21 protein-coding genes are annotated in these 20475 nt (G+C 63.7%); 14 read left to right on the forward strand and 7 right to left on the reverse strand.

Annotated elements, in window-relative coordinates; genetic code table 11:
- Positions 1 to 3 precede the first annotated feature (3 nt).
- The gene (locus ACGYLO_RS15225) at positions 4 to 714 is read right to left on the reverse strand and encodes an endonuclease/exonuclease/phosphatase family protein (RefSeq protein ID WP_271687145.1); all 711 of its coding nucleotides are present in this window, start codon (positions 712 to 714) and stop codon (positions 4 to 6) included.
- Positions 711 to 2081, reverse strand: a complete 1371-nt coding sequence (locus ACGYLO_RS15230; RefSeq protein WP_271687146.1) for a phosphatidylserine/phosphatidylglycerophosphate/cardiolipin synthase family protein — start codon at positions 2079 to 2081, stop codon at positions 711 to 713. Before ACGYLO_RS15230 ends, ACGYLO_RS15225 begins: the two co-directional genes overlap by 4 nt.
- Before the next feature lie 450 nt (positions 2082 to 2531).
- Between ACGYLO_RS15230 and ACGYLO_RS15235 the strand changes: the two genes are divergently transcribed.
- Complete coding sequence (locus ACGYLO_RS15235) at positions 2532 to 3131, forward strand: outer membrane protein (protein WP_271687147.1); 600 nt, start codon at positions 2532 to 2534, stop codon at positions 3129 to 3131.
- 68 nt (positions 3132 to 3199) lie between these two features.
- On the opposite strand, the gene ACGYLO_RS15240 is transcribed toward ACGYLO_RS15235, so the two are convergent.
- A complete protein-coding gene (locus ACGYLO_RS15240; RefSeq protein ID WP_271687148.1) occupies positions 3200 to 4381 on the reverse strand; it encodes a pyridoxal phosphate-dependent aminotransferase in 1182 nt (393 codons plus the stop codon).
- 272 nt (positions 4382 to 4653) lie between these two features.
- On the opposite strand from ACGYLO_RS15240, the gene cysS reads away from it, so the two are divergent.
- From cysS to ACGYLO_RS15260, 4 genes are all read left to right on the forward strand, one after another.
- The gene (cysS, locus tag ACGYLO_RS15245) at positions 4654 to 6024 is read left to right on the forward strand and encodes a cysteine--tRNA ligase (RefSeq protein ID WP_271687149.1); all 1371 of its coding nucleotides are present in this window, start codon (positions 4654 to 4656) and stop codon (positions 6022 to 6024) included.
- A gap of 127 nt (positions 6025 to 6151) precedes the next feature.
- The gene (gene cimA / locus ACGYLO_RS15250) at positions 6152 to 7768 is read left to right on the forward strand and encodes a citramalate synthase (RefSeq protein WP_271687150.1); all 1617 of its coding nucleotides are present in this window, start codon (positions 6152 to 6154) and stop codon (positions 7766 to 7768) included.
- On the forward strand, positions 7765 to 8484 hold the full coding sequence (locus ACGYLO_RS15255; RefSeq protein WP_271687152.1) for a trans-aconitate 2-methyltransferase: 720 nt from the start codon (positions 7765 to 7767) through the stop codon (positions 8482 to 8484). The genes cimA and ACGYLO_RS15255 overlap by 4 nt, the downstream gene beginning before the upstream one ends.
- Positions 8481 to 9245: a squalene/phytoene synthase family protein gene (locus ACGYLO_RS15260; RefSeq protein ID WP_271687153.1), complete on the forward strand. Its 765-nt coding sequence runs from the start codon at positions 8481 to 8483 to the stop codon at positions 9243 to 9245. The genes ACGYLO_RS15255 and ACGYLO_RS15260 overlap by 4 nt, the downstream gene beginning before the upstream one ends.
- A 4-nt stretch (positions 9246 to 9249) precedes the next feature.
- On the opposite strand, the gene ACGYLO_RS15265 is transcribed toward ACGYLO_RS15260, so the two are convergent.
- Positions 9250 to 10461, reverse strand: a complete 1212-nt coding sequence (locus tag ACGYLO_RS15265; protein ID WP_271687154.1) for an MFS transporter — start codon at positions 10459 to 10461, stop codon at positions 9250 to 9252.
- Positions 10462 to 10584: 123 nt separating this feature from the next.
- Between ACGYLO_RS15265 and ACGYLO_RS15270 the strand changes: the two genes are divergently transcribed.
- From ACGYLO_RS15270 to ACGYLO_RS15280, 3 genes are read left to right on the forward strand one after another with little or no spacing between them, the layout of a single operon-like run.
- The gene (locus tag ACGYLO_RS15270) at positions 10585 to 11331 is read left to right on the forward strand and encodes a precorrin-6A/cobalt-precorrin-6A reductase (protein ID WP_271687156.1); all 747 of its coding nucleotides are present in this window, start codon (positions 10585 to 10587) and stop codon (positions 11329 to 11331) included.
- Entirely contained in the window at positions 11328 to 11960 is a 633-nt protein-coding gene (locus tag ACGYLO_RS15275; RefSeq protein ID WP_271687157.1) for a DNA-3-methyladenine glycosylase, read from the forward strand. The genes ACGYLO_RS15270 and ACGYLO_RS15275 overlap by 4 nt, the downstream gene beginning before the upstream one ends.
- Positions 11957 to 12622: an alpha/beta hydrolase gene (locus ACGYLO_RS15280; protein WP_067267442.1), complete on the forward strand. Its 666-nt coding sequence runs from the start codon at positions 11957 to 11959 to the stop codon at positions 12620 to 12622. The genes ACGYLO_RS15275 and ACGYLO_RS15280 overlap by 4 nt, the downstream gene beginning before the upstream one ends.
- Here the strand turns inward: ACGYLO_RS15280 and ACGYLO_RS15285 are convergent.
- Complete coding sequence (locus ACGYLO_RS15285; RefSeq protein ID WP_271687158.1) at positions 12619 to 13062, reverse strand: VOC family protein; 444 nt, start codon at positions 13060 to 13062, stop codon at positions 12619 to 12621. The two genes, ACGYLO_RS15280 and ACGYLO_RS15285, sit on opposite strands and share 4 nt — an antisense overlap.
- A 145-nt stretch (positions 13063 to 13207) precedes the next feature.
- Between ACGYLO_RS15285 and ACGYLO_RS15290 the strand changes: the two genes are divergently transcribed.
- The gene (locus ACGYLO_RS15290; RefSeq protein WP_271687159.1) at positions 13208 to 13792 is read left to right on the forward strand and encodes an HNH endonuclease; all 585 of its coding nucleotides are present in this window, start codon (positions 13208 to 13210) and stop codon (positions 13790 to 13792) included.
- Positions 13793 to 13794: 2 nt separating this feature from the next.
- On the opposite strand, the gene xth is transcribed toward ACGYLO_RS15290, so the two are convergent.
- A complete protein-coding gene (gene xth / locus ACGYLO_RS15295; protein WP_271687161.1) occupies positions 13795 to 14577 on the reverse strand; it encodes an exodeoxyribonuclease III in 783 nt (260 codons plus the stop codon).
- Between the two features lie 348 nt (positions 14578 to 14925).
- Here xth and ACGYLO_RS15300 point away from each other — a divergent pair, with 348 nt between their 5' ends.
- Positions 14926 to 15183: a DUF6749 family protein gene (locus tag ACGYLO_RS15300; protein ID WP_271687162.1), complete on the forward strand. Its 258-nt coding sequence runs from the start codon at positions 14926 to 14928 to the stop codon at positions 15181 to 15183.
- Positions 15184 to 15240: 57 nt separating this feature from the next.
- Positions 15241 to 16299: a DUF6902 family protein gene (locus ACGYLO_RS15305; protein ID WP_271687163.1), complete on the forward strand. Its 1059-nt coding sequence runs from the start codon at positions 15241 to 15243 to the stop codon at positions 16297 to 16299.
- 15 nt (positions 16300 to 16314) lie between these two features.
- Here the strand turns inward: ACGYLO_RS15305 and ACGYLO_RS15310 are convergent, their stop codons facing one another.
- Positions 16315 to 16638: an iron-sulfur cluster assembly accessory protein gene (locus ACGYLO_RS15310; protein WP_271687164.1), complete on the reverse strand. Its 324-nt coding sequence runs from the start codon at positions 16636 to 16638 to the stop codon at positions 16315 to 16317.
- 96 nt (positions 16639 to 16734) lie between these two features.
- Here ACGYLO_RS15310 and ACGYLO_RS15315 point away from each other — a divergent pair, with 96 nt between their 5' ends.
- The 3 genes from ACGYLO_RS15315 (at position 16735) to argS (ending at position 20413) form a co-directional block, all read left to right on the forward strand.
- On the forward strand, positions 16735 to 17892 hold the full coding sequence (locus ACGYLO_RS15315) for a deoxyguanosinetriphosphate triphosphohydrolase (RefSeq protein WP_271687165.1): 1158 nt from the start codon (positions 16735 to 16737) through the stop codon (positions 17890 to 17892).
- A 48-nt stretch (positions 17893 to 17940) separates the two neighbouring features.
- Positions 17941 to 18561: a hypothetical protein gene (locus ACGYLO_RS15320; RefSeq protein ID WP_271687166.1), complete on the forward strand. Its 621-nt coding sequence runs from the start codon at positions 17941 to 17943 to the stop codon at positions 18559 to 18561.
- Positions 18562 to 18667: 106 nt separating this feature from the next.
- Complete coding sequence (gene argS / locus ACGYLO_RS15325; protein ID WP_271687167.1) at positions 18668 to 20413, forward strand: arginine--tRNA ligase; 1746 nt, start codon at positions 18668 to 18670, stop codon at positions 20411 to 20413.
- Positions 20414 to 20475 lie beyond the last annotated feature (62 nt).

A 20475-nucleotide genomic window follows, 5' to 3' on the forward strand; every position in this document is an offset into this window, starting at 1 on the left:
CGTCTAGCGATGCGCCACGTCGAGCCAGATCGGCAAATGGTCCGAGGCGCGGCGGGTCTGGGCTGTCTCGATCACACCGCCTTGGCGCACGGTAAGATGTTGGTCCAAGGCGATGCGATCTAGGAAGGCCACGGGCATCCGCGCGTGATAGCTCTTGCCCGGCGCATGAATGGTGAACCGTTTCGCCAAACGCCCGAGACCCACCTTTTGCGACCATTCGTTCAGGTCGCCCGCGATCAGCGTCGGGCAGGCGGCGCAGGCGTCGAGATGGGCGATCATGGCGCTCAGCTGCTCCTTGCGCGACGGACGCAGCAGGCCGAGATGCGAGGCGATCACGCGCAATTGCCGCGCGCCGAGATGCAGGTCGGCCACCATGGCGCCGCGCGGCTCCACCCCCGGCAGGGTCAGATGCGCCACCCGGTCGATCTTGGCCGAGGGGCGGACCAGAACGGCATTGCCATGCCAGCCGATGCTCACGTCGCTCGGCGTGGGCACAGGGCGCAGGCCCGTCACCTCTTCGACCCGGTCGAGAGGCAGGGCCGAAGGGCGGGGGGCACGGCGGCGGTCGGCCTCTTGCAGCACCACCACATCGGCATGCAGGCTGCGGATGATCCGCATGATCCGCTCGGGATCGCGGCGCCGGTCGGTGCCCATGGCCTTGCGGATATTATAGCTGACGATGCGCAGCGATTGCGGGGCGACGGCGGGGATCATAGGACGGGCGCTCCCAGACGAAACAGCCCTTCGGCCACCTTGCGGAACATCCCGCTAGGCGGTCTTTCCATGGCGCAATGCTCCGAGAGATGTTCGAACCAGTCATGCAGCTTTGCGACCGAGGCCGCGTCATAGACAAAGAGCGTGACCTCGAAATTCAGCAGCATGCTGCGCACGTCGAAATTGGCCGTGCCGACCAGCCCCATGTCGTCGATGATCCCGGCTTTGGCGTGGATCATGCCAGGCTGGTAATAGAGCACATGGCCGCCCGCCTCATGCAGATCGCGCAGATAGGCACCCCGCGCAAAATCGGCCATCCGTTGGTTTGAGCGTTCGGGGACCAGAACCCGCACATCCACACCCCGCCGGGCCGCAGTGGTCAAAGCCGAACCGAGCGCCTCGGTCGGGACGAAATAGGGGGTCACCAGCCAAATCCGTGCCTCGGCCAGATGTATTGCGCGGATCAGACCATCATGCAGCGGGTCTTCGGCGATGTCGGGGCCGGAGGGCACGAGCTGCACTGTCGCTGTCCCGCCCGTATGGGCCGCGACCGAGGGGGCCGGGTCCAAAGCCTCCCCACTGGCGACGCCCCAGTCTGAGCGGAACACATCGCCGAAACTCTGCACCGCGCGGCCTTCGAGCAGAAAGGCCAGATCGGTCCAGCCATCCTCCAAGGCCGCAGGTCCGAGGTAATGCGCGCCGATGTTCATGCCCCCGGAAAAGACCCGTGCATCATCGGCGATGATCATTTTGCGGTGGTTGCGCAGGTTCAGATGGCCCGAGCCCGGGAGTTGCAACAGCGGAGAGTAGAAGCGCACATCGCCACCCGCGTCGCACAGGCGGCGCAGGGCGGCTGTCGGGCCGCGCAGGGTGCCCAAACGGTCCATCAGCAGCCGAACCTTCACGCCCGCCTTGGCCCGTTCGGTTAGCGCGTCGACGAAAATGCGCCCGGTGTCGTCATTGGCTACGATGTAAAAGAGCACGTCGAGCCGTTTCTCGGCCCCTTGGATCAGTGCCATGACCGCTTCATGGGCCGCCGTGGGGTCGCCCAAGAGCCGCAGGTCTTGGCCATGGACAGCGGCGGGCAGACCGAAATACTGCATCGTCGCGTCAAGCGTATGCACAGGGCGGGGCGGCGGGCCGCCGGTATCGCCTTTCAGAAAATGCACCGGCGTGTAGCGCGAGGATTGTTTGCGAAAGCCGAGCGCCAGAAACAGCGGCACCGCAACCCAGGGCAGCACGATGATGAACAACAGCCAAGCGGCGGTGGATTGCGGCGTGCGGCGTTGTTGCAAGATCACGATTGCCGCCAGCAGCGTCAGGATCACGATAATGACGACTTCCAGATGGGTGGTGATCCAAGACATGGGGTGGGGCCTGCTCCTTCTTGCTGACAATACGAGCAGATAACGCGTTCAGTGGTGACAGCAAGCCTCGGACGGGGTCTACCGTGAGGGAATGGTGCGGGGTCGGGGGCGTTTTAGCGGTTTTCGATCGGGGAGCCTCTTTCGCGCGGTTGTCTCTGGGTCGTTTCTCTGGCGGAACTTTCGCTGCGGTGAGGGCAGACATGGCCGGGAATTCGTGTTGCGGCATCAACTCTCTGATTTAACGAGGCAAAATGCATCTGCGCAGCGCCTAATTCGACACATGATACATAACTTAAGCGGCCCCTAGCCGAGGGTGTGTTGCAAATGTGCGACAATCAGCGCATCGCAATTCTGTGATGTGAAAAACCTGAAACCCAATCCTAAATGGGGCGTTGCGTGAGTGACCCTGCGGCGAGGATCGCGGGGTCACCTGTATTTAAGGAGCAGAACATGAAACGCACGACAACAATCGCCAGCATCGCCCTGATCGCATCCAGCGCCTTCGCGGGTGCAGCAGCAGCCGGTTCGCTGGAAGACACCACCGTTGAAGCACCGGTTTTCACACCGGCGCCGACACCCGTGGCCGTTGATGGCGACTGGACAGGCTTCTACACCGGTCTTCAGGTCGGCCAGACCGACGTCGACAGCGACAGCGGCAACCTTGACGGCGACGACACGTCCTACGGTTTCCACGCCGGTTACGACTATGACTTCGGCAAATTCGTTCTGGGTGGCGAACTTGACTACGACAAGACCGACATCGATCTGGGCAACGGCGCAGGCGATGTGGACTCCGTGGCACGCGCCAAGGTCAAGGCTGGCTACGACTTCGGCAAGACACTTGTCTATGCAACAGCCGGTGCAGCCCGTGCCGACACAAGCGTTGGCGATGAAACCGGCCCCTTCGCCGGTCTGGGCGTCACCTATAAAGTGACTGACCGCTACACCGTTGGTGGCGAAGTGCTGCAGCACAAATTCGATGACGTAGGCGGCACAGGCGAAGATCTGGACGCGACCACGATCTCCCTGCGCGGCTCCATGCGCTTCTGATCTGTCTTGGCGGCATGACCCGCTTTGATGAAGGGCCGGCTTCCGAAAGGAGGCCGGTCTTTTTTTGTTTACGCGGCGCGGCTGGCGCGCCCTTCGGCAAAGCGGCAGAGGTCGCGCAGGGCCGCCTCAAACGCGCTGTTTTCGATCGTCATGGCCACGCGCACATGGCCCGCCGCCGCCGCGCCGAAACTCTCGCCCGGCATCACTGCAATATGCTGATCTTCCAGCAGGGCATCGGCGAATTCGCTGCCGCTGAGGCCCGTGGCGCGGATATCCAGCATCAGATACATCGCCCCTTGCGAGGGCACTGAACGCACCACGTTCTGAGTGCTCAAGACCCGCTGCGCCAGCGCGCGGCGGCGGGCGAAGGGGGCGCTGATTTCCTCTTCGAAAGCGGCACCTTGGGCGAGGGCATAGTCGCTCGCGTCCTGAATGAAGCCCGGCACGCCGTAGTTAGTATGGGTGGCAAGGTCGATCAGGTCGGCAATGATGTCTTCAGGCCCGATAATCCAGCCACAGCGGCTGCCGGTCATCGCGTGGGATTTCGACATGGAGCCGATGACCAGCGTTCGCTCCTCCATGCCGGGCAGGGCGCGAGGGCTGAGATGTGCGCCCTCCCAAATCTGCGTGTCATAGACCTCATCCGAGACGAGCCAAAGGTCGTGATCATGGCAGACCTGTGCGATCTCTTCCAAGGTTTCGCGGCCATAGATCACGCCGGTCGGGTTGTTGGGCGTGTTGATCAACAGCGCTTTTGCGCCCTCGGCGGCGGCCGTCAGATCCGCCCTGCGGGGCAGGAACCCGTGATCGGCCCGTGCTTCGACCGCCACGGCCCGTGCCCCGGCAGCACGCAGGGTGCCGGGGTAGGTGGCATAATAGGGGTCGATGTAGAGCGCCGCATCGCCGGGGTCGCAGACCGCCATGAACGCCGCGAATAGCCCCGCTTGCCCGCCCGGGGTGACCACCACATTGTCGCGCATCGTTGGCACGCCGGTCCGCTCTTCGGCACGTTTCGCAATCCGGTCGCGCAGGGCATCGGTGCCCGGCACGGCGGCATAGCCGGTATGGCCGCCGAGCGCGCTGCGGTGCATCTCTTGCAGGATCGGGGCGGCGGTGCGGATGTCATGCTCGCCGATGGTAAGCTCGGTCACCGGCACCCCCGCCGCGATCATGGCGCGCGATTTGTGAAACACTTCCCAACCGTCGGACCCTCCGGCCAGAACCCCTTTGATGCGCGATGATCTATCCATGATGCCTCCGAAATTCTCCGCACAAGGGGGCAGAGCCTTGGGGCTTTGTCAATCCGCGCCGGCAAGGCGGAAGGCAGGGTTGCATAAAACTTAACCGGACAAGGGGCTTGGCGCAGGGCGGCGCGCTTGCTACAACCCGGTCATGAACACCGCAACGCTCATTATTTGCTGCATTACCCGCTGAGACATCCTCGCGGGCCGCTGTTCACGTCATTCCCATTCTGACAAAACTATGCCAAGCCCGCGTCACACCCGCGCAAGGACGCCTGCCCATGACCCGTGACCTGACGATCAAGCTGCACAACACCGCCACCCGCAAGAAAGAGGATTTCACCCCGATCGATGCGCAGAATGTGCGGATGTATGTCTGCGGCCCCACCGTCTATGACCGGGCGCATCTGGGCAACGCACGGCCTGTGATCGTTTTCGATGTGCTCTACCGCTTGCTGCGCCATGTCTATGGGCCGCAGCATGTGACTTACGTGCGCAATTTCACCGACGTGGACGACAAGATCAATGCCCGCGCCGCTGAGAGCGGGCGCAGCATTGGAGAGATCACCGCCGAGACGACGCAGTGGTATCTGGACGACATGGCCGCCGTGGGCGCCTTGGAGCCCGATCACATGCCTCGCGCGACACAGTATATCCCCCAGATGGTCGCGATGATCCGCGGGCTGATGGAGGAGGGCTATGCCTATGAGGCCGAGGGCCATGTGCTGTTCCGGGTGCGCAAATATGCCGAATATGGCGCGCTTTCGGGCCGGTCGGTCGACGATATGATTGCTGGTGCAAGGGTCGAGGTGGCGCCTTATAAAGAAGACCCGATGGATTTCGTGCTGTGGAAGCCTTCGGACGAAGACACCCCCGGCTGGGATTCCCCATGGGGTGAGGGGCGTCCGGGCTGGCATATCGAATGTTCCGCCATGGCGCATGACCTGTTGGGGGAGCGTTTCGACATCCACGGCGGCGGCATCGACCTGCAATTCCCGCATCATGAGAATGAGATCGCCCAGTCGAAATGCGCGGGCCACGGGTTCGCCAACTACTGGCTACACAATGAGATGTTGCAGGTCGAGGGCAAGAAAATGTCCAAGTCCTTGGGCAACTTCTTTACCGTCCGCGATTTGCTGGACCAAGGCGTGCCGGGGGAGGTCATCCGTTTCGTGATGCTCTCGACCCATTACCGCAAGCCGATGGACTGGACCGAAAAGAAGCGTGAGGAAGCCGAAAAGACCCTGCGCAAATGGTATCTTCAGGCGGCGGAGGCCGAGGCCGCGACGCCCGGGCCCGAACTGGTGGCGCTATTGGCCGATGATCTCAACACCCACGGCGCTTTGACCGAATGCCACCGGCTGTCCAACGCAGGTGATACGGCAGGCTTGCGCGGGGCGCTGTCGCTTTTGGGGCTGCTGGACGAACTGATCCCCGAATGGGCCGCGGTTCAGGCGCTGGATCTGACCGATATCGAAGCCTTCCTCGGCGATGCCCGCGCCACTGCGATGGAGACCAAGGATTTCGCCGAGGTGGACCGGATCAAGAAAGCGCTGACCTCGGTCGGGATCGAGGTGCAGATGAGCAAGGATGGGGTAAAGCTGACGCCGCCGCCGGGCTTTGATCGGAGCCAGTTGGAGGGGTTGTTGTGATGTGTCGCCGTCCCAAGAACGGCGTTCGACCGCGGGCGGAAGCGAAGCGCCCGCCCATGGGGGCGGTCGGGCGCTGTTCGTGCCGAGGGCACGAACGGGAGTGTGACGCGGAAGGAGGCAATCTCCCATGACCCGCGCGCGCCTCACCCTCTACGACACCACCCTGCGTGACGGGCAGCAAACCCAAGGCGTGCAGTTCTCCACCGATGAGAAACGCCAGATCGCCAGCGCGCTCGACGCGCTTGGCGTGGATTACATCGAAGGCGGCTGGCCCGGCGCCAACCCGACCGACAGCGCTTTTTTCGACGCCGCGCCGCCGACGCAGGCAAGGCTCACCGCCTTTGGCATGACCAAACGCGCGGGCATGTCGGCTGAGAATGACGACGTGCTGGCCGCCGTGCTCAACGCGGGCACCAAATCCGTCTGCATCGTCGGCAAGACCCATGACTTCCACGTCAAAACCGCCCTCGGCATCACGCTGGCCGAGAACACCGACAACATCGCCAAATCCGTCGCCCATCTTGTCGCCCAAGGGCGCGAGGCGCTCTTCGACGCCGAGCATTTCTTTGACGGTTACAAGGCCAATCCAGACTACGCGCTGGAAGCGATCCGCGTAGCCTATAACGCGGGCGCGCGTTGGATCGTGCTTTGCGACACCAATGGTGGCACGCTGCCCGATGAGATTGGCCGCATCACCCGCGCCGTGATCGCGGCAGGCATCCCGGGGGATCATCTGGGCATTCACACCCACGACGACACCGAAAACGCCGTCGCCTGCACGCTGGCCGCCGTCGACGCGGGCGCGCGGCAGATCCAAGGCACGCTCAACGGGCTGGGGGAGCGTTGTGGCAACGCCAATCTTACCACCCTGATCCCGATCCTGCTGCTGAAAGAGCCCTATGCCAGCCGCTATGAGATCGGGGTGAGCCCCGAGGCGCTGCGCGGGCTCACGCGCACCAGCCGGATGCTGGATGAGATCCTCAACCGCGTGCCGATGAAACAGGCGGGTTTCGTCGGGTCTTCGGCCTTTGCGCATAAGGCGGGGCTGCATGCCAGTGCCATCGCCAAAGACCCCAGCACCTATGAGCATATCGACCCCGCGCTGGTCGGCAATACGCGCGTCATTCCGATGTCGAACCAAGCCGGGCAATCCAACTTGCGCAAACGGCTGAGCGATGCGGGCCTCTCGGTCGCCAAGGGCGACCCTGCGCTTGGCCGGATTTTGGAAGTGGTCAAAGATCGCGAGGCGCAGGGCTATGCCTATGACACCGCGCAGGCGAGCTTTGAGCTGCTGGCCCGCGACGTGATGGGCCAATTGCCGCATCTGTTCAAGGTCGAGCGCTACCGCGTCACCGTCGAACGACGCCGCAATGCCGAAGGCCGGATGGTCAGCCTTTCCGAAGCGGTCGTGGTCATTGATGTGGATGGGGAAAAACGGCTCTCGGTCTCGGAATCGCTGGACGAGGATGGCGCGGACCGTGGCCCGGTTAACGCGCTGTCCAAGGCGCTGGCCAAGGACTTGGGCAAATACAGCAGCCTGTTGGATGACATGCGTCTGGTTGACTTCAAGGTGCGCATCACCCAAGGCGGCACCGAAGCCACCACCCGCGTCATCATCGACAGCGAAGACGGGCAGGGACGGCGCTGGTCCACCGTAGGCGTCAGCGCCAACATACTCGACGCCTCATTCGAAGCGCTGCTTGATGCGATACGTTGGAAATTGATCCGGGACCGCGCCCAATGACAGATGATATGACCGCCTTTTTCACTCTCCATCGTGATCTGCCGCGCGAAGGGCCGGGGGAGCCTGCGGATGTGAGCTGGGCCGTGGAACAGGTCGATCTGCCCGCGCGGGCCGAGATTGCCGATGTGGCCTGCGGCCCCGGCAGCGACATCGGCGCCCTGCGCGCGGCGATCCCGCAGGGCCATGTGACGGCCCTCGATCAAACTGCGCATTTCGTCGACACCGCGCGGGGCCGTTTCGTGGCCGATGGCAATGTCACCCTGCTGCGCGCGGATATGGCCGCGATCGCCAATGACTATGATCTAATTTGGTGCGCCGGTGCGGTCTATTTCCTCGGTGTGACCGAGGCGCTGACCCGTTGGCGCAAATCGCTGCGGGTGGGCGGGGTTGTGGCATTCTCCGAACCCTGCTGGCTGACGGATAGCCCGTCGGAAGAGGCCCGCGCGCAATGGGCGGACTACCCCGCGATGAGCGACGCAAACGGCATTGCCGAGCGGGTCCGCGCGGCGGGCTATGAGGTCGTGGCGACCCGTGTCCTGTCGGATGAAGCTTGGGAGAATTACTACACCCCCCTGGAGGCGCGGATTGAAAAGCTGCGCCCGGGTGCGGATGATGATTTGGCTCAAATGCTCGACGCCGCCGAGGCGGAGATCGCCTGTTGGCGCGCGCATCGGGATGAGTTCGGCTATCTTCTGACGGTGGCACGCCCCACATGACCTTCGACGCTGATCTAAACGCCTGCGCCGCCATGGTAGAGCGCGCCGACCCTTGGCGCTTTCGCGCCGCCATGGCCGCCCCCGTCGAGACGCGCAAGCTGCTCTTCCCGCTCTACGCCTTCAACGTCGAAGTTGCCCGCGCCCCATGGGTCACGCAAGAGACGATGATCGCCGAGATGCGCCTGCAATGGTGGCGCGACGCGCTGGAAGAGGTCGCCAAGGGCGGCCCCGTCAGGCGGCATGAGGTAACCACGCCGCTGGCCCGTGCGATTGCGCCACAGGATGCCGAACTGCTCGATGAACTCGTCGCCGCGCGGCGATGGGACATCTACAAAGACCCCTTTGAGGATGCCGCGCATTTCGAGCGCTACATCGACCAGACCGCAGGCCATCTGATGTGGGTCGCCGCCCGCCGCCTTGGGGCGACGGATGAAGCGGTGGTGCGCGATGCGGCCTACGCCACTGGCATCGCCGCATGGCTTTGCGCCATTCCGAACTTGGAAGAGGCAGGCCGCGTGCCGCTGCTGGATGGTACGGCAGAGGGGGTCTCGGCCCTTGCCAAGGGGGCGCTCGACCGGCTGAAATCGGCGCGTGCCAATCGAGGCAGGATCCCCAAAGCCGCGCGCGCGGCGCTGCTGCCTGCCGCCCATGCGGGTCCGGTGTTGCGGGCCGCGGTGGATGCGCCGGAAAAGGTCTCACAAGCTGCGCTGCCTGACCCGCGCCGCCATTTCGCGCTGCGGGCCTTGGTGTCGCGCTGGTAGGCGCTTAGCTCAGCTGCGTCTCCTTGCGGCTGCGCAGCACCAGCCAGATCAGCGACCCGCCCGCGAGCACTAAGAAGGGCACCATGGCAAGGTTCACCGCCGCCCAGCCTTCCTGCGCCGTGCCGCCCGAACAGTTCATCAGCCCGCCCGAGGCCAGCGAGGCTACGGTCACGCCGCCGAACACCAGCAGGTCATTCAAGCCCTGCATCCGCCCGCGCTCATGCGGCTCATGCGCGCCCGCAAGCATGGTGGTGGCCCCGATAAAGCCAAAGTTCCAGCCCAATCCAAGCAGGATCAGCGCGACAAAGAAGTTGCCCAGTTCCACCCCCTGAAGCGCGACCAGCCCGGCGGCGGCAAGGATCGCGATGCCGAGGCCCATGATCCGCTCAACCCCGAAACGGTTGATCAGATGGCCGGTAAAGAACGAAGGCGCGAACATCGCCAGCACATGGCCGGTGACCACATAGCCCGCGCTGTCTTGGCTATAGCCGCAGCCGACGACAGCCAGCGGGGTCGAGGTCATCACAAGGTTCATCAAGGCATAGGACACCATGGCACAGATCACCGCGACGGCGATGCGCGGCGTGGTCAAAAGCTCCCACCGGCTGCGGCCCTTGGGCGCGTCATGGGCCGGGATCGGCGGTTTCGGAATGTCGATGAAGAGAAACAACAGCGCCCCGATGAGGTTAACCGCCACCACGGCCATATAGGTGCCAAGGAAGGGCACCACGAGGCTCATCGACGTGGCCGTGGCAAGCTGCGGCCCGATGGTGGCCGAGACAAGTCCGCCTGCCATGACATAGGAAATCGCCTTGGGCCGGAAATCATCCGAGGCGGTATCGGCGGCGGCGAAACGGTAGAAACCCTGCGCCGACATATAGATGCCCGTCAGAAGCGACCCCAGCAAAAAGACTGGGAAAGACGCGAGATAAAGCCCGTAGGCCGCGACCGCACCGCCCAAGGCACCGCCCGCCGCGCCCAGAAAGAACCCCGCCCGGCGGCCATAGCGCTGCATGATGGCCGAGACCGGCGTGGCCGAGAGCATGGAGCCCAGAACGATCATCGAGATCGGCAGGGTGGCAAGACAGACGTTCGTCGCAAGCGACTGCCCGGCAAGACCGCCGACAAGGAAAATCATCGGCATCTGCGCACCGAGAAAGGCCTGTGCTGCCACCAGCACCGCTACGTTGCGCCGCGCGCGTCTGTCGTCGATCATGTCTGAATTCCTCACTTCCCGCCAAGGGGTAGCCCTGCCCTTGGGTAAGGGCAAGCCCGGCATCGGTTTTTGCGCCGCCGATCCCGCTTGCGCCCGGCGGCAAGCTCGCCGATGATCGCGCCGATGACCGCCCCCGATCGCCCTTCGCTGACCCTTCTTCTGCTCGCTGGCACCGCCGAAGCGCGGCAGCTTGCACGCGCCTTGACGCAGGCCGGGCACCGGGTCACCGCTTGGCTGACGGAGCCGCCGCGCGGCGGCAATCCGATGCCGATGGCCTTTGAGATGCGCGATGCCGGGGATGCCGCGGCGCTGCGGCGCGATATGGCGGGCTTCGACGCGGTGCTCGATCTCAGCCACGGGTTCGATGCGGGGCTGAGCCACGCAGGCTATGCCGCCGCCACGTCTTTGGGCAAACCCTTCGTCAGCTTTTCGCGGCCCCTCTGGCCGCTGGACAACCCGCTGCTGCAATCGGTGCCGGATGTCGCGGCCGCCGCCCGCGCCGTACCGCTCGCCGCCCGCGTCTTTGCCGCGACCGGTTGGGCCAGCCTGCCAGCGTTCCAACCGTTCAAGGGCGCGCGCCTCATGCTGCGGCAGACGAGCCGCCATGACCGCGCCGCGCCCTATGACTTTGTAGATCTGATCTTTGGCGAGCCGCCGTTCACCGTTGAGAGTGAAACGGCATTGTTCCGCGACCTCGGCGTCGACCTGCTGATTTGCCGCAACCTCGGCGGGCAGGCCAGCCGCCCGAAAGTCGACGCTGCCCTGTCGCTCGGCCTGCCGGTGATCCTGATCGACAGACCGCCACTGCCAGAGGGCGCGCCCTGTCTGGCCGATCTCGACGCGATGCTCGATTGGGTGGCACAGCTATGAGCCTCGCGCCCCCGATCACCTGCGACGCCGATGTGGCCGAAGGCGCGGCATGGCTGGCCGAACGGGAGCCGCGTTTCGCCATGGCGCTGGCCCAGACCGGCCCGCTGCCTCTGCGCCTGCGCCCACCCGGTTTCGCGGGGCTGCTCGACATCATTGTGGGGCAGCAGGTGAGCGTGGCCTCGGCGCGGGCGATCTATACGCGGCTTGTCGCGGCGGGGTTGGATCGGCCCGAAATCGTCCTGCGCGCCGGTGACGACGGCCTGCGTGCTGCGGGGCTGAGCCGCCCCAAGGCGCGCTATGTGCTGGCTTTGGCGGAACGCGATTTCGACTTCGACGCGCTGCACGGGCTGCCCGATGACGCGGCCATCGCCGCGCTGGTCGACATGCCGGGGATCGGGCCATGGACGGCGCAGATCTATGTGATGTTCTGCCTTGGCCGCCGCGATATCTTTCCCAGCGGCGACCTTGCGCTGCAAGAGGCGGCGCGGGGGCTGTTCGATCTGCCTGCCCGTCCCAGCCCGAAAGACCTCTCCGCGATGGCCGCCGCATGGTCACCTTGGCGGTCGGTTGCGGCGCGGCTGCTCTTTGCCTACTACCGGGTGTTGAAACAAAAGGAAGGATTGTCATGACACGGGTTTTGAACGCCGAGCGCCGCGCGCCGGTCTCTGGCACCACACGGTCGGTGGTGGTGTTCCTGCATGGCTATGGCGCGAATGGCGCTGACTTGCTGGGCCTTGCCGATCCGCTGAGCGAGCATTTGCCCGACACGCTTTTCGTCGCTCCCGACGCGCCCGAGGCCTGCGCCGGTGCGCCGATGGGCTATCAGTGGTTCCCGATCCCATGGATCGACGGGTCGTCCGAAGAGGAATCGATGCGCGGGATGATGAGCGCGGTCGAAGACCTCGATGCCTTCCTCGATGCGCTGATGGTCGACGAAGACGTGCTGCCCGAACAGGTCGTGCTCTTCGGCTTTTCCCAAGGCACGATGATGTCGCTGCATGTGGCCCCACGGCGCGAAGATGCCGTGGCGGGGATCGTGGCCTTCTCGGGCCGTCTGCTCAACCCCGAAGCGCTGGCCGAAGAGGCGCAGGTGAAACCGCCGGTGCTGCTGGTTCATGGGGATGCCGATGACGTGGTGCCGCCGCAATCCTTGCCGCAGGCCGCCGAAGCGCTGCAAGAGGCGGGGTGGCAAGACGTTTACGCCCATGTGATGAAGGGCACCGGCCATGGCATCGCGCCCGATGGGCTGAGCGTGGCGCTGGCCTTCATGCGCGACAAACTGGGGCTTTAACCCTTCATCTCGTCCCAAAGCCAGGGTTCGGCGAACTCAACCGAATTGCCAGCGGGGTCGCGCACATAGAGCGAGCGCGCCCCGTTGGGCCAATCAAAACTGGTGTCGGTCTCGACCCCGGCGGCCTGCAGCCGCGTCTCCATTGTGGCGATCTCATCGCGTTTCATCGCAAAGCAGACATGCCCCGGGCCGCGCGCGCCATGGGGCGGCACAGGCATTTTCGGATTGCCGGGCGGCTGCGCCGTGGCGGTCGGGTTGAAGACCAGCAAGACCGAGGGCCCGAGCGCAAAGAACATATGCCGACCCGGCACCTCCTGAAACAGTTTCAGCCCCAGAATGTCGCGGTAAAACCCCCGCGCCGCGTCCAGATCATCGACATAGACGGCGGCTTCGAGCAGGGATTGCGGGGCGGGCGCATCGGGGAGGGGGCTTTTCGACATGCCACAAGGTTAACAAACTCTGCCCATCTGTCACGCCTCTGTCGTAATCTTTGGGCAAAACCGGCGACATCTAGTGGTTCACCTTTGTCTTGCCAGAGCGAAACCGCGAGATATAGTGACTAAAACGGGCAGAGGACGCGACCAGATGGACGGCGATTTCAGGACCGAATTTACCCGCCAACCGGCGGCGCTCAAACACCACCCCGCGCTGGTGCTCAACGCGGATTACCGACCTTTATCCTATTACCCGCTGTCGCTCTGGCCATGGCAGGAGGCGGTAAAGGCCAAATGGCTCGACCGGGTCGAGATCGTCGCCGAATATGACGAGGTGGTGCGCAGCCCCTCTACGGTGATCAGGATCCCCTCGGTTGTCGTTCTCAAAGACTATGTCAAACCTCAAAAGCGCGTGGCCTTCACGCGCTTTAATTTATTTCTGAGGGATGAATTCCGCTGCCAATACTGCGGCGCGAAGGGCGATCTGACCTTTGACCATGTGGTGCCGCGCGCTGCCGGTGGGGTGACAAGCTGGCAAAACGTGGTCGCCGCCTGTAGCCCTTGCAACCTGCGCAAAGGCTCGCGGCCCCTGCACCGCACGGGGCTTGCCCTGCGCAAACCGCCGCGGCAACCCGCCGCAGAAGAACTGCGCAACATGGGCCGCAAATTCCCGCCCGGCCATCTGCATGAAAGCTGGATGGATTTCCTCTATTGGGATGCCGAACTGGAGGCCTGACCTCAGATATCCAGTTCGACCCAGATGGGCACGTGATCCGACGGCTTATCGCGCCCGCGCACGTCGCGGTCGATCTGGCAATCGCGCAGCCGGTCGGCCACGGTGGGCGACAATAGGAAGTGGTCGATGCGGATGCCGTTGTTGCGGTTCCACGCCCCGGCCTGATAATCCCAGAAGGAGTAATGCCCCGGCCCTTGGGTGCGCGCCCGGAAGGCGTCCGTAAGGCCAAGGTTCACCAGCCGCCGCCACGCGGCGCGGGACTCGGGGCGGAAGAGGGCATCTTCGCGCCAGCTGTCGGGTTTGGCGGCGTCTTCGGCCTGCGGGATGATGTTGTAATCCCCCGCCATAAGGAACGGCGTTTCCTCGGCCAGCAGCGTTTCGGCACGGGCTTGCAGCCGCGCCATCCATGCGAGTTTATAGTCATATTTCGGCCCCGGCGCCGGGTTGCCATTGGGCAGGTAGAGCCCGCAGACCCGCAGCGCCATATCGTCGCCCACAACCGTCGCTTCGATCCAGCGGGCCTGATCATCGGCATCATCGCCCGGCAGGCCGCGGGTCACATCCTCAAGCGGGAGTTTCGACAGGATCGCCACGCCGTTAAAGGATTTCTGCCCGTGGGTTTCGACGTTATAGCCGCGCTCTTCGAGCATTTCGCGGGGGAAGGCCTCATCCACTGACTTAATCTCTTGCAGCACGACAACGTCCGGCTGCGCCTCGTCTAGCCAATCGGGAAGGGCCGCCGCACGGGCCTTGATACCGTTGATGTTGAAACTCGCGATCTTCATATCCGGCCCTCTTTCGACGTCCGACTGCTATCGCGCAATTGGCGTCGCGGAGCAAGGGGAAGGCTTGCGCGCTTAAGGTGATTCTCGGGTCAGATTTCTCGCTATTTTAGAAAGTCCGCGAGGCGGTTGCCCGTATTGTCTCGATCCTGCCCTGTGGGCGGCATTTCTTTTTCTCCACAGGGCGCAAGAGAATTCGAGAATTCAGGCGAAACTGCGGCGCGACCTGAATGTGGAAAAATCTTTCAGTACAATGTGTTAGCCGAAAAATGCTTGGATTGACACGCTTAACGTGCGTCAGTCGAAGAACTACATCTTTAAATTGCAAAGCCCTCTGAAAAGGACCATACTATGACTGCTATTTTTGCACGCGACTTCGCCCCCGTATCAGCCCCTCAGACAGAGGACAATCCCATGGCGCTTGGCGCCGGTGTTGGCCTTTTCACCACCGGCCTCACCCGTGGGGGCGGTGACATGTTGTTGGGCGAAGGGGTCGAGATCTTCACCACTGGGCTACAGCAGGACGGCAGCAGCATCACGCAAGGCGGCGGGGTCGGCCTGTTCACCACTGGCCTCGCCCCGGCTGAGGTGCTGCCCTTCAGCGGCTGAAGCCCTTTCAAGCGGGCGGCTTTGTCGCCCGCCGTTCCCCCTGTCGGAGGCCATGCGATGACCAATGTTGTTCTGCTCAAACCTGACGAAAGCCAAGACCCGACCGTGCAAACGGCCCGGCTGATCCGAGCCTTTGCAGAGGGGCGTCGCACGCAGGGGGATGTTTTTTGGCTGAAGGAAAACGCCGAACTGCTCGGGGCGCTGGCGAGCACGGGGGCCACGCTTAACACTGCGGCGCTTCAGCCACTCGCGGCCTTCCATCGAGGCTGCCGGAACCTGCTGCGCGATTTTCCGCAGTATTACCGTTTCATCCTGTCGATCTGCCTCGATCTCGAAGACCTCGGACTGCCACAGCACCAGGGCGCGGCCCTTTGCGCCAAGGTTGCGCGGGCAGGGTTGGAGGGGGCGGAACTGTCGGATCTACAACGGGCCGAGGCGCGCCGTCTGCTGCGTCGCCGGGGCGTCGGGCCACGGGTGGAGGATGGGGCGCTCGGTCAACGGTTGCGCGATTTTATCGCCCGCAGTGCCACCTTCGCCATGCCCAATCGGAAGGCGGCCTATGAGTTGACCCATATCGTTTTCTACCTGTCGGACTATGGCCGCCAGCCCCCAGACCTGCCGGAGGCCGCGCTGAAAAGCCTGCATTTCACGGGGCTGCTGGCTTTTCTCGATCAAGATATGGACCTGCTGGCCGAGGTCTGCGCCGCGCTGTGTTTTGCCGGGCAGGCCCCCATCCCCCTGTGGGAGGATGCCCTTGCCGCCAGCCACCGTGTCATGAGGGTCTACGCCGACGTAGGCGCGCCTTTGCAGGATGATTACCACGAATGGCTCGTCACTGGCTGGGCCATGCAAATTGCGGGCCGCCCGATGCGATCCACCGATATCCCAAAAGGCGCATTGCGTTTTCACAAAGGCCGAAAGGGGGTAGGGGCCCTGCGCCCCTTGGCGGCTTGCCTCAACGACATGGGGGCGAACCGCCGGGCTGACTGGGGGCATATGCGCCCGCATGTGCTGTCGTATCTTTGCGCGGAAAGCCACGCGACCCTGCTGCGCGCCGAACGCGCCGGGCCTTATTTCGACGAATTCTTCGACGGGTTTGCCCGGGCGCGCGGTTAAACGCGCACGACAGACTTACATGGAAAAGGACGTGCCGCAGCCGCAGGCCGCCGTCGCATTGGGGTTCTCGATGGTGAAGCGCGCGCCGATCAACTCTTCGGTGAAATCGATCACGGCGTCGGCCAGAAACGGCAGGGAGACGCTATCGACCACCACCTTCTGACCGCTGCCTTCGAGAATGAGATCATCTTCGGCGGGCTCGTCCAGCGCGATTTCGTATTGAAAGCCCGAGCAGCCGCCGCCTTCGACAGCGATGCGCAGGGCCTTGCCTTCGTCTGCGGCCCCGATCTCGGCGAGGCGTTCAAAGGCGCGGGGGGTGACTTTGGGGGGCAGGTTCATCTGCGGGCTCCGATGCATCGGTTTTCTTTCGCGTTCCTCTAACATATAGAAAGCACAAGGACAGGTCACAAGGACCGCGAGAGAGGACCAGCCGTGATGCGCGCAGAATTCGCCTCTGATCCGGACACCGCCAAGGGACGGTTGGTGCCGGAAGAGGAAAGCACTTTTCGCTCCTGTTATCAGCGGGATCGGGACCGGATCATTCATGCCTCTGCCTTTCGGCGGCTCAAGCACAAGACGCAGGTCTTTGTGGAGCATGAGGGCGACTATTTCCGCACCCGTCTGACCCATTCGATTGAGGTGGCGCAGGTCGCGCGGACCATCGCAGGCGCGCTGCGTCTGAATGGCGAGCTGACCGAGGCGGTGGCGCTGGCCCATGATCTGGGCCACACGCCCTTTGGCCACACCGGCGAAGATGCGCTGCACAAGCTGATGGAACCCTACGGTGGCTTCGATCACAACGCGCAGGCGATCAAGATCGTCACCACGCTGGAGCGGCACTATGCCGAATTCGACGGGCTGAACCTGACGTGGGACACGCTGGAAGGCATCGCGAAACACAACGGGCCAGTGACGGGCGAGGTGCCCCATGCGCTGGCCGATTACGACGCGCGGCACGATCTGGAACTGCACACCCATGCCAGCGCCGAGGCGCAGGTCGCCGCGCTCTCCGATGACATCGCCTATAACAACCACGACCTGCACGACGGTCTGCGCGCAGGGCTGTTTACCGAAAGTGAGATTGCCGAACTGCCCATGGTCGGCCCCGCCTATGCCGAGGTTGACCGGCTCTACCCCGAGACCGACCGCTACCGCCGCCGTCATGAGGCGCTGCGGCGGGTCTTTGGGGTGATGGTCGGCGATGTGATCGAAACCTCGGCCAAACTGCTGAAAGACTCGGGGGCGAAATCCCCTGACGACATCCGCAATCTGGGCCGCCCGGTGATCCGTTTCTCAGACCCGGTCTGGCAAGACCTGCGCGAGATCCGCAAGTTTCTTTTCACCCGCATGTATCGCGCCCCCTCGGTGATGGAGAATCGCGAGAAGGTGACCAAGGTGGTCGAGGACCTGTTCCCGCTGTTCCTGTCCCAGCCCAGCCTCTTGCCGCGCCATTGGGCGGCGGCGATCGAGGCGGCAGAGGATGAAACCGCGCTGGCGCGGATGGTGTCTGATTACATTGCGGGCATGACCGACCGTTTCGCCTTGCAAGAACACGCGCGTCTCTTCGACAGCGACCTGCGCAGCTTCCGCTAGGCTTCGCGGCATGGTAGTCTTCTTTTGATGATCCATAGGTGAGATGACATGATACAAACCCCCGTTCTGCCGGAAAGTCTGGCCGGTGACGCGACATTCGCGATCCTCTCGGCGGGGCAAGCGCCGGGGCCTGCGGTGGCCAAACGCGCGGCAGAACTGGGGGCGGAAGTCGTGGCGATGGACCGCGACCCTACGGTCCTGGCGCGGTTGATGAGCCAATCGACAGAACGTGTCGAAGCGCTGGCGCTGGCCGGCGATCTTGTCGCGCGGTTTGAGCCGTTGCACCGCAATTGGGGCGGCACGCCGCTGCATATGGTGCTAAACCTGATGCCGCTCGACCCCGACGATTGCTGCAAAGGCACGGATGCGCAGATCCGCGGGCTTTCAGCCATGATGCGTGCCTTGGGCCGGGGTCTGGTGGCCGGGCAGGGGGCGGTGGTGACTGTTCTTTCGCGGCCAAGCCAACCATTGGCGCTGGCCGGGCATGCCATGATCGGTGCGTTTGAAGCGGCCAATGCCGCGCTCGACAAGGTGTTCGGGCCGCGGGGGCTGCATTTCCACCTCATCACCGTGCCCGAGGGGCAGGCAGAGCTTGCAGCGGAAAGCGCGCTGTTCCTCGGCTCCGAGGCGGGTCGACGGCTCCGATCTGGGCGTTTGGACCTCGGCTGAACGCGCCGCTTCAAACGCCACTCCCCATCTTGGGCCGCGACGGCCCGACGCTTGATTGACTGCACCCCCGCACATGATAAACGGGCGGGGAACAAGGATACCCGACATGAACCTATTTGCCGAAATTCGCCATCTCATCATTGCGACGCTGGAACAGATGGTCGCGCAGGAAGCCCTGCCTGCGACCCTGAACTTTGACCCGATCACCGCTGAGCCGCCGCGTGACGCGGCCCATGGCGACATGGCCACCAATGCCGCGATGGTGCTGGCCAAACCTGCGGGCATGAAGCCGCGCGACATCGCCGAAGCACTGGCCGCGCAATTGCAAAACGATCCGCGCATCACCTCCGCCGAAGTGGCGGGGCCGGGCTTCATCAACCTGCGCCTTGCGCCTTCGGTCTGGCAGAACGTGGCCCGTCAGGTGCTGAACCAAGGCACCGACTTTGGCCGCGCGATCCTTGGCGCCGGTCAGCGGGTGAACGTCGAATATGTCTCGGCCAATCCGACGGGGCCGCTGCATGTGGGCCACACCCGTGGCGCGGTCTTTGGTGATGCGCTGGCGAGCCTGCTGGACTTCGCGGGCTATGACGTGACGCGGGAATACTACATCAACGACGGCGGTGCGCAGGTCGATGTGCTCGCCCGTTCGGTCTATCTGCGCTACCTTGAAGCCAATGGCAAAGAGGTGGCCTTCCCCGATGGCACCTATCCCGGCGACTACCTGATCCCGCTGGGCGAGGCGCTGGCCAAGATGTACGGCGACAAGCTGGTCGACCAGCCGGAAAGCGAATGGCTGGACGATATCCGCGAATTCGCAACCGACGCGATGATGAACCTCATTCGCGACGATCTGGCGGCACTGGGTGTCGAGATGGACGTGTTCTATAGCGAAAAATCGCTCTATGGCACGGGTCAGATCGAAGCGGCCATCGCCTCGCTAGAAGCCAAAGGGTTGATCTACGAAGGCGTGTTGGAGCCGCCGAAGGGTAAGAAGCCCGACGATTGGGAACCGCGCGAACAGACCCTGTTCAAATCTACCGAACATGGCGACGATGTCGACCGCCCGGTCAAGAAGTCCGACGGGTCTTGGACCTATTTCGCCCCCGACATCGCCTATCACTATGACAAGGTTAGCCGTGATTTCGACATGCTGATCGATGTCTTTGGCGCGGATCATGGCGGCTATGTCAAACGGATGAAGGCGGCGGTTTCGGCGCTGAGCGACGGGCATGTACCGCTCGACATCAAGCTGACGCAGTTGGTGAAGCTTTTCAAAAACGGCGAGCCGTTCAAGATGTCCAAACGGGCAGGGACTTTCGTGACCCTGCGCGATGTGGTGGATCAGGTCGGCCCGGATGTGACGCGCTTTGTCATGCTGACGCGCAAGAACGACGCGATGCTCGACTTCGATTTCGACAAGGTGTTGGAGCAAAGCCGCGAGAACCCGGTCTTTTACGTGCAATACGCCCATGCGCGTGTCGCGTCGATCCTGCGCAAAGCCGAAGAGGCGGGGATCGAGGTGGCGGATGCCACGCTGCTGGACGCGGACCTGTCCAAGCTCGACCACGAGGCCGAGATTGGCCTGCTGCGCAAGCTTGCCGAATGGCCCCGTTTGGTCGAGACCGCCGCGCGCAGCAATGAGCCGCACCGGGTGGCCTTCTACCTCTATGAATTGGCCTCCGACTTCCACAGCCTCTACCACTTGGGCCGGTCCGAAGACGGCTTGCGTGCGTTGCAAGAAGGGGACGCGGCCACGTCGCAGGCAAAAATCGCGCTGTCGCGTGCCGTTGCGATTGTAATTGCGGCGGGTCTTGGTATTCTCGGGGTCACACCGGCGCAAGAGATGCGGTAACCGCACCAGCGCGCCGAAAACAGGCAACCCCATGACCAGACCCGCGTGGCGATGTATCACGC

It is taken from the genome of Sulfitobacter sp. 1A13353 (assembly GCF_043557255.1).
Lineage (GTDB): Bacteria > Pseudomonadota > Alphaproteobacteria > Rhodobacterales > Rhodobacteraceae > Sulfitobacter > Sulfitobacter faviae.

Bases quoted from the DNA above. Each gene is read 5' to 3' on its own strand.
- ACGYLO_RS15255 (WP_271687152.1), top strand. From the start codon at position 7,765: ATGACAGATGATATGACCGCCTTTTTCACTCTCCATCGTGATCTGCCG.
- ACGYLO_RS15225 (WP_271687145.1), bottom strand. From the start codon at position 714: ATGATCCCCGCCGTCGCCCCGCAATCGCTGCGCATCGTCAGCTATAAT.
- ACGYLO_RS15305 (WP_271687163.1), top strand. From the start codon at position 15,241: ATGACCAATGTTGTTCTGCTCAAACCTGACGAAAGCCAAGACCCGACC.
- xth (WP_271687161.1), bottom strand. From the start codon at position 14,577: ATGAAGATCGCGAGTTTCAACATCAACGGTATCAAGGCCCGTGCGGCG.
- ACGYLO_RS15315 (WP_271687165.1), top strand. From the start codon at position 16,735: ATGCGCGCAGAATTCGCCTCTGATCCGGACACCGCCAAGGGACGGTTG.
- cimA (WP_271687150.1), top strand. From the start codon at position 6,152: ATGACCCGCGCGCGCCTCACCCTCTACGACACCACCCTGCGTGACGGG.
- argS (WP_271687167.1), top strand. From the start codon at position 18,668: ATGAACCTATTTGCCGAAATTCGCCATCTCATCATTGCGACGCTGGAA.
- ACGYLO_RS15300 (WP_271687162.1), top strand. From the start codon at position 14,926: ATGACTGCTATTTTTGCACGCGACTTCGCCCCCGTATCAGCCCCTCAG.
- ACGYLO_RS15275 (WP_271687157.1), top strand. From the start codon at position 11,328: ATGAGCCTCGCGCCCCCGATCACCTGCGACGCCGATGTGGCCGAAGGC.
- ACGYLO_RS15285 (WP_271687158.1), bottom strand. From the start codon at position 13,062: ATGTCGAAAAGCCCCCTCCCCGATGCGCCCGCCCCGCAATCCCTGCTC.
- ACGYLO_RS15320 (WP_271687166.1), top strand. From the start codon at position 17,941: ATGATACAAACCCCCGTTCTGCCGGAAAGTCTGGCCGGTGACGCGACA.
- ACGYLO_RS15260 (WP_271687153.1), top strand. From the start codon at position 8,481: ATGACCTTCGACGCTGATCTAAACGCCTGCGCCGCCATGGTAGAGCGC.
- ACGYLO_RS15235 (WP_271687147.1), top strand. From the start codon at position 2,532: ATGAAACGCACGACAACAATCGCCAGCATCGCCCTGATCGCATCCAGC.
- cysS (WP_271687149.1), top strand. From the start codon at position 4,654: ATGACCCGTGACCTGACGATCAAGCTGCACAACACCGCCACCCGCAAG.
- ACGYLO_RS15240 (WP_271687148.1), bottom strand. From the start codon at position 4,381: ATGGATAGATCATCGCGCATCAAAGGGGTTCTGGCCGGAGGGTCCGAC.
- ACGYLO_RS15230 (WP_271687146.1), bottom strand. From the start codon at position 2,081: ATGTCTTGGATCACCACCCATCTGGAAGTCGTCATTATCGTGATCCTG.
- ACGYLO_RS15270 (WP_271687156.1), top strand. From the start codon at position 10,585: ATGACCGCCCCCGATCGCCCTTCGCTGACCCTTCTTCTGCTCGCTGGC.
- ACGYLO_RS15265 (WP_271687154.1), bottom strand. From the start codon at position 10,461: ATGATCGACGACAGACGCGCGCGGCGCAACGTAGCGGTGCTGGTGGCA.
- ACGYLO_RS15310 (WP_271687164.1), bottom strand. From the start codon at position 16,638: ATGAACCTGCCCCCCAAAGTCACCCCCCGCGCCTTTGAACGCCTCGCC.
- ACGYLO_RS15280 (WP_067267442.1), top strand. From the start codon at position 11,957: ATGACACGGGTTTTGAACGCCGAGCGCCGCGCGCCGGTCTCTGGCACC.
- ACGYLO_RS15290 (WP_271687159.1), top strand. From the start codon at position 13,208: ATGGACGGCGATTTCAGGACCGAATTTACCCGCCAACCGGCGGCGCTC.